Origin of the sequence: Citrobacter sp. SX206, from assembly GCF_024181025.1 — a bacterium.
GTDB lineage: Bacteria > Pseudomonadota > Gammaproteobacteria > Enterobacterales > Enterobacteriaceae > Citrobacter > Citrobacter youngae.
In genome coordinates this window covers 1,163,724-1,177,664 of sequence record NZ_CP049738.1, presented here as the reverse complement: position 1 = coordinate 1,177,664, position 13,941 = coordinate 1,163,724, and the positions used below count along the sequence as shown (strand labels likewise).

The 13,941-nt window shown below is 52.6% G+C and carries 7 protein-coding genes, 1 tRNA gene and 3 rRNA genes; 5 read left to right on the top strand and 6 right to left on the bottom strand.

Features of this window, described 5'->3' with window-relative positions:
• Positions 1–5: 5 nt before the first annotated feature.
• Positions 6–1,085 carry a tRNA/rRNA methyltransferase gene (locus G8S19_RS05735; protein WP_048210880.1) on the bottom strand — a complete coding sequence of 360 codons (1,080 nt, stop codon included), beginning with the start codon at positions 1,083–1,085 and terminating at the stop codon, positions 6–8.
• A gap of 207 nt (positions 1,086–1,292) precedes the next feature.
• On the opposite strand from G8S19_RS05735, the gene trxC reads away from it, so the two are divergent.
• The 5 genes from trxC (at position 1,293) to G8S19_RS05705 (ending at position 7,015) form a co-directional block, all read left to right on the top strand.
• Positions 1,293–1,712 (top strand): thioredoxin TrxC, encoded by a 420-nt coding sequence (gene trxC / locus G8S19_RS05730; RefSeq protein WP_003037559.1) that lies wholly within the window; start codon positions 1,293–1,295, stop codon positions 1,710–1,712.
• Between the two features lie 69 nt (positions 1,713–1,781).
• Positions 1,782–2,480: a tRNA-uridine aminocarboxypropyltransferase gene (tapT, locus tag G8S19_RS05725; protein WP_061068369.1), complete on the top strand. Its 699-nt coding sequence runs from the start codon at positions 1,782–1,784 to the stop codon at positions 2,478–2,480.
• A gap of 36 nt (positions 2,481–2,516) precedes the next feature.
• The gene (pat, locus tag G8S19_RS05720; RefSeq protein WP_253686276.1) at positions 2,517–5,177 is read left to right on the top strand and encodes a protein lysine acetyltransferase; all 2,661 of its coding nucleotides are present in this window, start codon (positions 2,517–2,519) and stop codon (positions 5,175–5,177) included.
• A 114-nt stretch (positions 5,178–5,291) separates the two neighbouring features.
• Positions 5,292–6,647, top strand: a complete 1,356-nt coding sequence (pssA, locus tag G8S19_RS05710) for a CDP-diacylglycerol--serine O-phosphatidyltransferase (protein ID WP_048210877.1) — start codon at positions 5,292–5,294, stop codon at positions 6,645–6,647.
• Positions 6,648–6,691: 44 nt separating this feature from the next.
• Positions 6,692–7,015 (top strand): YfiM family lipoprotein, encoded by a 324-nt coding sequence (locus G8S19_RS05705; RefSeq protein WP_124022168.1) that lies wholly within the window; start codon positions 6,692–6,694, stop codon positions 7,013–7,015.
• On the opposite strand, the gene G8S19_RS05700 is transcribed toward G8S19_RS05705, so the two are convergent.
• The 5 genes from G8S19_RS05700 to G8S19_RS05680 form a co-directional block, all read right to left on the bottom strand.
• On the bottom strand, positions 7,012–8,310 hold the full coding sequence (locus G8S19_RS05700; RefSeq protein WP_048210875.1) for an MFS transporter: 1,299 nt from the start codon (positions 8,308–8,310) through the stop codon (positions 7,012–7,014). The genes G8S19_RS05705 and G8S19_RS05700 overlap by 4 nt on opposite strands.
• 440 nt (positions 8,311–8,750) lie before the next feature.
• Positions 8,751–8,866: ribosomal RNA gene (gene rrf, locus G8S19_RS05695) — 5S ribosomal RNA — on the bottom strand.
• Positions 8,867–8,963: 97 nt separating this feature from the next.
• Positions 8,964–11,870 (bottom strand): 23S ribosomal RNA (locus tag G8S19_RS05690).
• A 219-nt stretch (positions 11,871–12,089) separates the two neighbouring features.
• Positions 12,090–12,165: transfer RNA gene (locus G8S19_RS05685), tRNA-Glu, on the bottom strand.
• Positions 12,166–12,250: 85 nt separating this feature from the next.
• A 16S ribosomal RNA gene (locus G8S19_RS05680) occupies positions 12,251–13,792 on the bottom strand.
• The 16S, 23S and 5S rRNA genes sit together here with 1 tRNA gene alongside, the layout of an rRNA operon.
• Between the last annotated feature and the right edge of the window lie 149 nt (positions 13,793–13,941).

Genomic DNA, 13,941 nt, shown 5'->3' with positions numbered 1-13,941 from the left:
TATTATCAGGCTTTGTTCTGACGCCACCACTCCGCGAGTAGCACGCCGGTCGCAACAGAAACGTTAAGCGTTTCTACGTTGCCGGTACCGTCAATCGCCACGCACAAATCGTCGGCTGAGCATGCCGCTTCCGGCAGAGCTTCACGCTCACGCCCTAATACCAGCACCATTTTTTCCGGCAGCGTGGTCGTAAACAGCGGTTTACCTTTCACGCTTGAGGTCATCACTATCGTGTAACCCGCGTTACGGAAATCGTCCAGCACGTCGACAATACTGTCACCGGTAATCGGCTGAACGTGCTCAGCCCCCCCTTCAGCGGTACGGATAGCCGCACCCGATTCCAGCAGCGCCGCATCCTGCACCACCACGCCTTTCACACCGAAGTGTGCGCAGCTACGCATCATACCGCCCAGGTTATGCGGGTTGGCGATATCTTCCAGCGCCAGTACGCAATCCTGCGCGCCCGCCTGACCAACCCACTGCTTAACGGTGGTACCGTTACGTTTTTTAATCAGGAAACAGACACCACCGTGGTGTTCAGTGCCGGAGGCCTTCGCCAGTTCGGCTTCGTCAACCACGTGGTAGGCTTTGCGGTTTGCCGCCATCCAGCGTAATGCTTCTTTAAAGCGCGGGGTGACGCTCTGAACAAACCAGGCGCGGACGATAGCGTCCGGACGACTCTGGAACAGAGCCTGACAGGCATTCTCACCGTAAACGCGAGTTTCTTCCGCGCGCTGGCGACGTAATACTTCCGGATCGATAAAGCTTTTGCCGCTGATACCGCCGTGATCGGCTTTTTCCGCTGCGTCATCACTCGGGGCGCGGGACACGGTACGCCATGGCGAATCCTCACGTTTACGATCGCGTTCAACATCGCGGTCACGACCACGTTCACGGCCTCGTTCGCTGTTCGGACCCTTTCTGTCATCACGGGCAGGGCGACGACCGCCTTCGGCTCGGGAAGTACCGGGGCGACCGCCGCCTTTACCAGTACGTGGATTTTGGGTGCGTTTATCCGAGTCATCGTCACTGCGGACGTACATCACTTTGACCTTGCCGTTTTTGTTCTTCAGTTCGTCGCTCATGTTTTTCTCCACCTGCTCTGCGCGAAGCGCGCAGATTACCCGATGTGCACGTCGTTAGCCATTATTTCATTTAAAAGCTAAGGACTATTGTACTCATTGAATAAAACGCATTGTTGTTTAGAACAGACTCCCCGATAATATGTAACATAATAGAAACATACTGGCGTTACTGCCATGAAGTCCACTCCACTCATCCAGAGGTTAGTTATGAATACCGTTTGTACCAGCTGCCAGGCTATCAACCGCATCCCCGACGATCGTGTCCAGGAAGCGGCTAAATGCGGACGCTGTGGTCACGACCTGTTTGATGGGGAGGTGATCAATGCGACCGGTGAAACACTGGATAAACTGTTAAAAGACGATCTCCCTGTGGTGGTTGATTTTTGGGCCCCCTGGTGTGGTCCATGTCGTAACTTCGCCCCGATTTTTGAAGATGTCGCGGAAGAACGTAGCGGTAAAGTACGTTTTGTTAAAGTGAATACGGAAGCCGAACGTGAGCTCAGCGCCCGCTTCGGTATCCGCAGCATCCCGACCATCATGATCTTCAGAAAAGGTGAAATCGTCGACATGCTTAATGGTGCCGTACCTAAGGCTCCGTTTGATAGCTGGCTTAACGAATCATTATAAACTCTGCGGGGCACATCTTGTGCCCCGTTTTGTCCTCTGAGACAATAGCATTTTTCAACGTGCTTCCCGATGACCAATAACGCCGTTCTCCAGTTACGTGCCGAGCGTCTTGCGCGCGCCACGCGCCCTTTTCTTGCCCGAGGTAATCGCATCCGTCGCTGTCAGCGCTGCCTGCTGCCGCTGAAACTGTGCCTGTGTGAAACGCTGACGCCAGCTCAGGCGAAAAGCCGTTTTTGCCTGGTGATGTTTGATACCGAACCGATGAAGCCCAGCAATACCGGGCGTTTAATTGCCGATATCCTGCCCGAAACAACGGCTTTTCAGTGGTCACGCACCGAGCCACCGCAGGCGCTGCTTGAACTGGTGAAAAATCCGGATTATCAGCCGATGGTCGTATTCCCGGCATCTTATGCCGACGAGGGGCGTGAGGTCATTTTCACACCACCAGCCGGTAAACCACCGCTATTCATTATGCTTGATGGCACCTGGCCAGAAGCACGCAAAATGTTCCGCAAAAGCCCGTACCTTGATAACCTGCCGGTGATCTCCGTCGATTTATCACGCCTCTCCGCTTACCATCTGCGCGAAGTCCATGCCGAGGGGCAATATTGCACTGCCGAAGTGGCAATTGCTTTACTGGATCTGGCAGGTGATACGCAGGCAGCCGAAGGATTAGGTGAGCACTTCACGCGCTTTAAAACACGCTACCTGGCAGGAAAAACTCAACATCAGGGAAGCGTCACAGCAGACTCAACAGAAAGCGTTTAAAATCATTCGGTCACTGGAGTCATTAAGGAAGCCGATATGAGTCAACGTGGTCTGGAAGCGCTACTGCGACCGAAATCCATTGCCGTGATTGGGGCGTCAATGAAGCCCAATCGAGCAGGATACCTGATGATGCGTAACCTGCTGGCAGGAGGGTTCAACGGCCCCGTTTTACCAGTGACCCCCGCCTGGAAAGCCGTGTTGGGCGTACTGGCGTGGCCCAATATCAGCAGCCTGCCTTTTAGCCCCGATCTCGCCGTGTTGTGCACCAATGCCAGCCGCAACCTGACGTTGCTCGAAGCACTTGGCGAGAAAGGCTGCAAAACCTGCATTATTCTCTCGGCTCCCACGGCGCAACACGCGGAGCTGCTGGCCTGTGCATCACGCTACAACATACGTCTGCTGGGGCCCAACAGCCTGGGACTTCTCGCGCCCTGGCAGGGGCTTAACGCCAGCTTTTCCCCCGTCCCCATCAAGCGCGGCAAGCTGGCATTTATTTCCCAGTCGGCTGCGATTTCCAACACCATTCTGGACTGGGCGCAGCAGCGCGACATGGGTTTTTCCTGGTTTATCGCGCTGGGTGACAGCCTGGATATCGACGTTGATGAGTTGCTTGATTACCTGGCCCGCGACAGCAAAACCAGCGCAATCTTGCTGTATCTCGAACATTTAAGCGATGCCCGCCGCTTTGTCTCCGCCGCCCGTAGCGCATCGCGCAATAAACCCATTCTGGTGATCAAGAGCGGTCGCAGTCCGGCGGCTCAGCGCCTGCTGCATACCAGTGCCGGGATGGACCCCGCGTGGGATGCGGCTATTCAGCGCGCCGGTTTATTACGCGTACAAGACACTCACGAGCTGTTCTCAGCGGTGGAAACCCTGAGCCACATGCGCCCGCTGCGTGGCGACAGGCTGATGATCATCAGCAATGGAGCCGCGCCTGCCGCACTGGCATTAGATGAACTGTGGTCAAAAAATGGCAAGCTGGCGACATTGAGTGAAGATACCTGCCAGAAATTACGCGATGCGCTTCCTGGACACGTTGATATCGCCAACCCGCTGGATCTGCGGGACGACGCCAGCAGCGAGCACTATGTTAAGACACTGGATATTTTGCTCGCCAGCCAGGATTTCGACGCGCTAATGGTGATTCACTCACCCAGCGCAGCCGCCCCCGGAACCGAAAGCGCGCAAGCGTTGATCGAAGCGGTAAAGCGTCATCCGCGCGGCAAGTTCGTCTCGTTGCTGACCAACTGGTGCGGAGAGTTTTCCTCACAGGAAGCCCGCAGACTGTTTAGCGAAGCTGGATTACCAACCTACCGCACGCCAGAAGGCACCATCACGGCGTTTATGCATATGGTGGAATACCGGCGTAACCAGAAGCAACTACGGGAAACGCCTGCGCTGCCCGACAATCTGACCACCAACACCGCCGAAGCGCATAATCTGTTACAGCAGGCGATTGCAGAAGGCGCAACGTCGCTGGATACCCATGAAGTGCAGCCTATTTTACACGCCTATGGCTTACACACGCTGCCGACATGGATCGCCAGCGACAGTGCGGAAGCCGTACACATCGCGGAGCAAATCGGCTACCCGGTGGCGCTAAAGCTGCGTTCTCCTGATATCCCGCATAAATCGGAAGTTCAGGGGGTAATGCTCTATCTGCGTACGGCAACAGAGGTGCAGCAGGCAGCCAATGCGATTTTTGATCGGGTAAAAATGGCCTGGCCGCAGGCGCGCATTCACGGTTTATTAGTACAAAGTATGGCGAATCGCGCTGGCGCTCAGGAACTGCGCGTCGTCGTTGAACACGACCCGGTATTTGGCCCGTTGATTATGCTGGGCGAAGGCGGGGTTGAGTGGCGACCAGACGAGCAAGCCGTGGTGGCCCTGCCGCCATTGAACATGAATCTGGCGCGTTATCTGGTTATTCAGGGGATCAAAAATAAAAAGATCCGCGCTCGCAGCGCACTACGCCCGCTGGATATCGCCGGGTTAAGTCAGCTTCTGGTGCAGGTCTCCAACCTGATCGTCGATTGCCCGGAAATTCAGCGGCTGGATATTCATCCGCTGCTGGCCTCCGCCGGTGAATTTACCGCACTGGATGTCACGCTGGACATTGCCCCTTTCACGGGGGATAACGAAAGCCGACTGGCTGTGCGTCCCTACCCCCATCAGCTTGAAGAATGGGTGGAGTTGAAAAACGGCGATCGCTGCCTGTTCCGTCCCATTTTACCGGAGGACGAACCTCATCTGCAGCAGTTCATATCTCAGGTAACGAAAGAAGATCTTTATTATCGCTATTTCAGTGAGATCAACGAATTTACCCACGAAGATTTAGCCAATATGACGCAGATCGACTACGATCGGGAAATGGCCTTTGTGGCGGTACGCTGTAAAGATAATCAGCAAGAGATCCTCGGCGTAACGAGGGCAATCTCGGATCCTGATAACGTTGACGCCGAGTTTGCCGTGCTGGTTCGTTCTGACCTCAAAGGGCTGGGCTTAGGTCGTCGGTTGATGGAAAAGTTGATTGCATACACCCGAGATCACGGACTTAGACGTTTAAATGGTATTACGATGCCAAACAATCGGGGGATGGTCGCCCTGGCCCGAAAACTCGGGTTTGATGTCGATGTCCAGCTCGAAGAGGGAATTGTTGGGCTAACGCTGAATCTGGCCCAATATGAGGAATCGTGAGTAAGGTACTGGAAATGTTGACCACATTCATGGGTACTGGTGGTATCATTGCCCGCTTATGTCGTCTGCAAAGCACAGAGGACCCTTCAATGAACAGAGAAGAAATGCACTGTGATGTTGTCAAAATTTAAGCGTAATAAACATCAACAACACCTTGCCCAACTACCTAAGATTTCTCAGTCAGTTGATGATGTAGATTTCTTTTATGCTCCCGCAAATTTCAGGGAGACTCTGCTGGAGAAAATAGCCAGCGCGACGCGACGGATCTGCATTATTGCGCTGTACCTGGAACAGGATGACGGCGGTAAAGGCATACTCGACGCGCTCTATGCGGCAAAGCGGCAGCGTCCTGAACTGGATATCCGGGTGCTTGTCGACTGGCATCGAGCCCAGCGTGGACGCATTGGTGTTGCGGCATCCAATACCAACGCTGACTGGTATTGCCGCATGGCGCAAGAAAATCCTGGTATCGATATCCCTGTCTACGGCGTGCCAATTAACACCCGTGAAGCGCTTGGTGTTCTGCATTTTAAAGGCTTTATCATTGATGATAGCGTCCTGTATAGCGGGGCCAGTCTGAACGATGTTTACTTACACCAACATGATAAATACCGCTATGACCGCTATCAGCTGATTCGCAACGCGAAGATGGCCGATATCATGTACGATTGGGTTACGCAGAACCTGATGAATGGGCGCGGCGTTAATCGTCTCGATGATATCCATCGTCCTAAAAGCCCGGAAATTAAAAATGATATCCGCCTGTACCGTCAGGAATTGCGCGATGCATCCTTCCATTTTCAGGGTGATGCGGATAACGAACAGCTTTCGGTCACGCCGCTGGTTGGGCTCGGAAAATCCAGTCTGTTAAATAAGACTATTTTCCACCTCATGCCCTGCGCGGAGCACAAACTCACCATTTGTACGCCTTATTTCAACCTACCAGCCATCCTGGTGCGCAATATCATTCAACTACTGCGTGAAGGGAAAAAGGTCGAAATCATTGTCGGTGATAAAACCGCCAACGACTTCTTCATTCCGGAAGATGAGCCATTCAAGATCATCGGTGCGCTGCCTTATCTGTATGAAATAAATCTGCGCCGTTTCCTGAGCAGACTGCAGTATTACGTGAATACCGACCAGTTGGTCGTGCGCTTATGGAAAGATGATGACAACACCTATCATCTGAAAGGCATGTGGGTTGATGATAAATGGATGCTGCTTACCGGCAATAATCTTAACCCCCGCGCCTGGCGGCTGGATTTGGAAAACGCCATTCTTATCCATGATCCCCAGCAGGAACTGACTCCTCAGCGTGATAAAGAGCTGGAGCTTATCCGCACGCACACCACCGTCGTGAAACACTATCGCGACCTGCAGAGCATTGCCGACTATCCAGTCAAAGTACGTAAGCTCATCCGTCGATTACGCCGTATTCGAATCGACAGATTAATCAGCCGTATTCTGTAATCAAGACCCCGTCCAGCGACGGGGTTTTTCCTATGGAGGCAACGATGCGTCTGTGTATTATTGCCAGTGTTTTGCTTCTTTCCGGTTGTAGCCACATGGCTAACGACAGCTGGAGTGGGCAAGACAAAGCTCAACACTTTATCGCCTCGGCCATGCTTGCCGCAGCGGGGAACGAGTATGCACAGCATCAGGGAAACAATCGCGATCGTAGCGCAGCTATCGGTTTGATGTTCTCAGTCAGCCTGGGTGCATCAAAAGAGCTGTGGGATAGCCGCCCCGCTGGGAGCGGCTGGAGCTGGAAAGACTTTGCCTGGGATGTGGCGGGCGCATCAACCGGCTATACCGTTTGGCAACTGGCACACCATTAGAGGCGTAAACCTTTTCCCTTACTGTGTAACATCAGCGAAACCAGGAATGCGACCACCGCCATCACGGTGACATACCAGAAGAATGATGTCTCCATGCCGACAGACTTCAGGGATAACGCAACATATTCGGCTGAACCACCAAACAAAGCATTAGCCACCGCATAAGATAACCCAACCCCCAGAGCACGCACCTGCGCCGGGAACATTTCGGCCTTCAGAATACCGCTAATTGACGTATAGAAACTCACGATCAACAAGGCACACATCACCAGAGCAAACGCCATGTAAGGAGACGTCACGCTTTGCAACGCGGTCAAAATGGGAACAGTAAAAATCGCGGCTAACGCGCCAAAACACAGCATTGAAGTCCGTCGGCCTATTTTATCTGACAACGCACCGAACAGCGGTTGCACCAGCATAAACACGCACAATGCAGCTGTCATAATGCCGCTGGCCACGTTGGCATGCATACCAGCCGTATTAACCAGATATTTCTGCATGTAGGTCGTAAACGTATAAAAACACAGCGAGCCAGCAGCGGTGAATCCCAGTACCATAAGAAAGGCTCTGCGGTTACGCCACAGCCCTTTCAGAGAACCCGCTTCTTTCAACGCACGGACATCCTGTTTTGATGTTTCATCCAGTTGACGACGCAACCACAATGCCACAATAGCTAACACAGCACCCAGCGCAAACGGAATACGCCAGCCCCACGCTCTTAGCGCCGAGTCTTCTAACGTTTGCTGTAATATGACCACAACCAGCAATGCCAGTAACTGCCCGCCGATTAACGTCACATACTGGAATGAGGCATAAAAACCTTTCTTACCTTCAACGGCTACTTCACTCATATAGGTAGCGCTGGTTCCGTATTCCCCACCAACAGATAACCCCTGGAATAATCTGGCCAGCAGTAATAGCGCGGGAGCCCAGGTGCCGATGGTTTCATATCCCGGAAGACAAGCGATCACCAACGATCCCATGCACATCATACAAACGGACAGCAGCATAGACTTTTTACGCCCGTGTTTATCCGCAATACGACCAAAAAGCCATCCCCCGATTGGCCGCATCAGAAAGCCTGCAGCAAAAACGCCGGCAGTTTGTAAGAGTTGCGTGGTGGTGTTTCCAGATGGAAAAAAGATATGAGCAAAGTAGAGAGAGCAGAAAGAGTAAATATAGAAATCAAACCATTCAACCAGATTCCCTGACGATGCACCAACAATTGCCCATATACGACGACGGGTGTCGCCATCTGCCAGCGCCCCGTTCTCAGTTACACTGCTATCAGCCATTAGAATTGTACCCCTGCCAGGATCTTATGAATCTATCAATGACGTTTCATGTCTGTTTTAGTAAATTAAATGTTATATAATTGTTATAATTTATTATGAGAGATAGATCACGATTTTAATTAGCAGGAAAAGGATTAAGAAATGTTCGAAGGAAGAGAACCAGGTTGGCGGTCAGAATTGCCTGATGCGCTGCGCTTAATCCGGCAATGTGCACCCCGCACAGACGCAAAAAAGCCCATCCGTCAGGATGGGCTTCTTCACTTTAATTGATGCCTGGCAGTTTATGGCGGGCGTCCTGCCCGCCACCCTCCGGGCCGTTGCTGCGCAACGTTCAAATCCGCTCCCGGCGGATTTGTCCTGCTCAGGAGAGCGCTCACCGACAGACCACAGATAAAACAAAAGGCCCGGTCTTTCGACCGGGCCTTTTGCTTTTATTTGATGCCTGGCAGTTCCCTACTCTCGCATGGGGAGACCCCACACTACCATCGGCGCTACGGCGTTTCACTTCTGAGTTCGGCATGGGGTCAGGTGGGACCACCGCGCTACAGCCGCCAGGCAAATTCTGTTTATCAGACCGCTTTATGCGTTCTGATGTCATCTGTATCAAGCTGAATCTGATGTCTGTCTCTTCGCCAAAACATCTTCGGCGTTGTAAGGTTAAGCCTCACGGTTCATTAGTATCGGTTAGCTCAATGTATCGCTACACTTACACACCCGACCTATCAACGTCGTCGTCTTCAACGTTCCTTCAGGAGACTTAAAGTCTCAGGGAGAACTCATCTCGGGGCAAGTTTCGTGCTTAGATGCTTTCAGCACTTATCTCTTCCGCATTTAGCTACCGGGCAATGCCATTGGCATGACAACCCGAACACCAGTGATGCGTCCACTCCGGTCCTCTCGTACTAGGAGCAGCCCCCCTCAATTCTCCAGCGCCCACGGCAGATAGGGACCGAACTGTCTCACGACGTTCTAAACCCAGCTCGCGTACCACTTTAAATGGCGAACAGCCATACCCTTGGGACCTACTTCAGCCCCAGGATGTGATGAGCCGACATCGAGGTGCCAAACACCGCCGTCGATATGAACTCTTGGGCGGTATCAGCCTGTTATCCCCGGAGTACCTTTTATCCGTTGAGCGATGGCCCTTCCATTCAGAACCACCGGATCACTAAGACCTGCTTTCGCACCTGCTCGAGCCGTCACTCTCGCAGTCAAGCTAGCTTATGCCTTTGCACTAACCTCCTGATGTCCGACCAGGATTAGCTAACCTTCGTGCTCCTCCGTTACTCTTTAGGAGGAGACCGCCCCAGTCAAACTACCCACCAGACACTGTCCGCAACCCGGATAACGGGTCCACGTTAGAACACCAGCCATTAAAGGGTGGTATTTCAAGGTCGGCTCCATGCAGACTGGCGTCCACACTTCAAAGCCTCCCACCTATCCTACACATCAAGGACCAGTGTTCAGTGTCAAGCTATAGTAAAGGTTCACGGGGTCTTTCCGTCTTGCCGCGGGTACACTGCATCTTCACAGCGAGTTCAATTTCACTGAGTCTCGGGTGGAGACAGCCTGGCCATCATTACGCCATTCGTGCAGGTCGGAACTTACCCGACAAGGAATTTCGCTACCTTAGGACCGTTATAGTTACGGCCGCCGTTTACCGGGGCTTCGATCAAGAGCTTCTCCTTACGGATAACCCCATCAATTAACCTTCCGGCACCGGGCAGGCGTCACACCGTATACGTCCACTTTCGTGTTTGCACAGTGCTGTGTTTTTAATAAACAGTTGCAGCCAGCTGGTATCTTCGACTGATTTCAGCTCCATGAGTAAATCACTTCACCTACATATCAGCGTGCCTTCTCCCGAAGTTACGGCACCATTTTGCCTAGTTCCTTCACCCGAGTTCTCTCAAGCGCCTTGGTATTCTCTACCTGACCACCTGTGTCGGTTTGGGGTACGATTTCGTGTTACCTGATGCTTAGAGGCTTTTCCTGGAAGCAGGGCATTTGTTACTTCAGCACCGTAGTGCCTCGTCATCACACCTCAGCGTTAATAAGGTACCGGATTTACCTGGAACCTCCGCCTACATGCTTAAACCGGGACAACCGTCGCCCGGCTAACATAGCCTTCTCCGTCCCCCCTTCGCAGTAACACCAAGTACAGGAATATTAACCTGTTTCCCATCGACTACGCCTTTCGGCCTCGCCTTAGGGGTCGACTCACCCTGCCCCGATTAACGTTGGACAGGAACCCTTGGTCTTCCGGCGTGCGGGTTTTTCACCCGCATTATCGTTACTTATGTCAGCATTCGCACTTCTGATACCTCCAGCATGCCTCACAACACACCTTCAACGGCTTACAGAACGCTCCCCTACCCAACAACACATAGTGTCGCTGCCGCAGCTTCGGTGCACAGTTTAGCCCCGTTACATCTTCCGCGCAGGCCGACTCGACCAGTGAGCTATTACGCTTTCTTTAAATGATGGCTGCTTCTAAGCCAACATCCTGGCTGTCTGTGCCTTCCCACATCGTTTCCCACTTAACTGTGACTTTGGGACCTTAGCTGGCGGTCTGGGTTGTTTCCCTCTTCACGACGGACGTTAGCACCCGCCGTGTGTCTCCCGTGATAACATTCTTCGGTATTCGCAGTTTGCATCGGGTTGGTAAGTCGGGATGACCCCCTAGCCGAAACAGTGCTCTACCCCCGAAGATGAGTTCACGAGGCGCTACCTAAATAGCTTTCGGGGAGAACCAGCTATCTCCCGGTTTGATTGGCCTTTCACCCCCAGCCACAAGTCATCCGCTAATTTTTCAACATTAGTCGGTTCGGTCCTCCAGTTAGTGTTACCCAACCTTCAACCTGCCCATGGCTAGATCACCGGGTTTCGGGTCTATACCCTGCAACTTAACGCCCAGTTAAGACTCGGTTTCCCTTCGGCTCCCCTATTCGGTTAACCTTGCTACAGAATATAAGTCGCTGACCCATTATACAAAAGGTACGCAGTCACCCCATAAAGAGGCTCCCACTGCTTGTACGTACACGGTTTCAGGTTCTTTTTCACTCCCCTCGCCGGGGTTCTTTTCGCCTTTCCCTCACGGTACTGGTTCACTATCGGTCAGTCAGGAGTATTTAGCCTTGGAGGATGGTCCCCCCATATTCAGACAGGATACCACGTGTCCCGCCCTACTCTTCGAGTTCACAACCTGTGCATTTTGGTGTACGGGACTATCACCCTGTACCGTCGGACTTTCCAGACCGTTCCACTAACACACAAGCTGATTCAGACTCTGGGCTGCTCCCCGTTCGCTCGCCGCTACTGGGGGAATCTCGGTTGATTTCTTTTCCTCGGGGTACTTAGATGTTTCAGTTCCCCCGGTTCGCTTCATTACGCTATGTATTCACGTAATGATAGTGTGTCGAAACACACTGGGTTTCCCCATTCGGAAATCGCCGGTTATAACGGTTCATATCACCTTACCGACGCTTATCGCAGATTAGCACGTCCTTCATCGCCTCTGACTGCCAGGGCATCCACCGTGTACGCTTAGTCGCTTAACCTCACAACCCGAAGATGTTTCGTAAAACACCACCGTGTTGCGAAAATTTGAGAGACTCGAACACACCATTTTTCATTTCTTATTACGGAGAAATGAAACAGTGTGTCGTTTCAATTTTCAGCTTGATCCAGATTTTTAAAGAGCAAATATCTCAAACGTCACCCGAAGGTAAGTTTTGAGATATTAGGGCCGGCGACTTTCACTCACACAAACCAGCAAGTGGCGTCCCCTAGGGGATTCGAACCCCTGTTACCGCCGTGAAAGGGCGGTGTCCTGGGCCTCTAGACGAAGGGGACGTGTCAGTCTCAATCGCAAGACGCCTTGCTATTTACTTTTCATCAGACAATCTGTGTGAGCACTACAAAGAACGTTTCTTTAAGGTAAGGAGGTGATCCAACCGCAGGTTCCCCTACGGTTACCTTGTTACGACTTCACCCCAGTCATGAATCACAAAGTGGTAAGCGCCCTCCCGAAGGTTAAGCTACCTACTTCTTTTGCAACCCACTCCCATGGTGTGACGGGCGGTGTGTACAAGGCCCGGGAACGTATTCACCGTGGCATTCTGATCCACGATTACTAGCGATTCCGACTTCATGGAGTCGAGTTGCAGACTCCAATCCGGACTACGACGCACTTTATGAGGTCCGCTTGCTCTCGCGAGGTCGCTTCTCTTTGTATGCGCCATTGTAGCACGTGTGTAGCCCTACTCGTAAGGGCCATGATGACTTGACGTCATCCCCACCTTCCTCCAGTTTATCACTGGCAGTCTCCTTTGAGTTCCCGACCGAATCGCTGGCAACAAAGGATAAGGGTTGCGCTCGTTGCGGGACTTAACCCAACATTTCACAACACGAGCTGACGACAGCCATGCAGCACCTGTCTCAGAGTTCCCGAAGGCACCAAAGCATCTCTGCCAAGTTCTCTGGATGTCAAGAGTAGGTAAGGTTCTTCGCGTTGCATCGAATTAAACCACATGCTCCACCGCTTGTGCGGGCCCCCGTCAATTCATTTGAGTTTTAACCTTGCGGCCGTACTCCCCAGGCGGTCGACTTAACGCGTTAGCTCCGGAAGCCACGCCTCAAGGGCACAACCTCCAAGTCGACATCGTTTACGGCGTGGACTACCAGGGTATCTAATCCTGTTTGCTCCCCACGCTTTCGCACCTGAGCGTCAGTCTTTGTCCAGGGGGCCGCCTTCGCCACCGGTATTCCTCCAGATCTCTACGCATTTCACCGCTACACCTGGAATTCTACCCCCCTCTACAAGACTCTAGCCTGCCAGTTTCGGATGCAGTTCCCAGGTTGAGCCCGGGGATTTCACATCCGACTTGACAGACCGCCTGCGTGCGCTTTACGCCCAGTAATTCCGATTAACGCTTGCACCCTCCGTATTACCGCGGCTGCTGGCACGGAGTTAGCCGGTGCTTCTTCTGCGAGTAACGTCAATCGCTGCGGTTATTAACCACAACGCCTTCCTCCTCGCTGAAAGTACTTTACAACCCGAAGGCCTTCTTCATACACGCGGCATGGCTGCATCAGGCTTGCGCCCATTGTGCAATATTCCCCACTGCTGCCTCCCGTAGGAGTCTGGACCGTGTCTCAGTTCCAGTGTGGCTGGTCATCCTCTCAGACCAGCTAGGGATCGTCGCCTAGGTGAGCCGTTACCCCACCTACTAGCTAATCCCATCTGGGCACATCCGATGGCAAGAGGCCCGAAGGTCCCCCTCTTTGGTCTTGCGACGTTATGCGGTATTAGCTACCGTTTCCAGTAGTTATCCCCCTCCATCGGGCAGTTTCCCAGACATTACTCACCCGTCCGCCACTCGTCACCCAAGGAGCAAGCTCCTCTGTGCTACCGTTCGACTTGCATGTGTTAGGCCTGCCGCCAGCGTTCAATCTGAGCCATGATCAAACTCTTCAATTTAAGTTTGATGCTCGTGAATTAAACTTCGTAATGAATTACGTATGTTCACTCAGAGACTTGGTATTCATTTTTCGTCTTGCGACGTTAAGAATCCGTATCTTCGAGTGCCCACACAGATTGTCTGATAAATTGTTAAAGAGCAGTGCCGC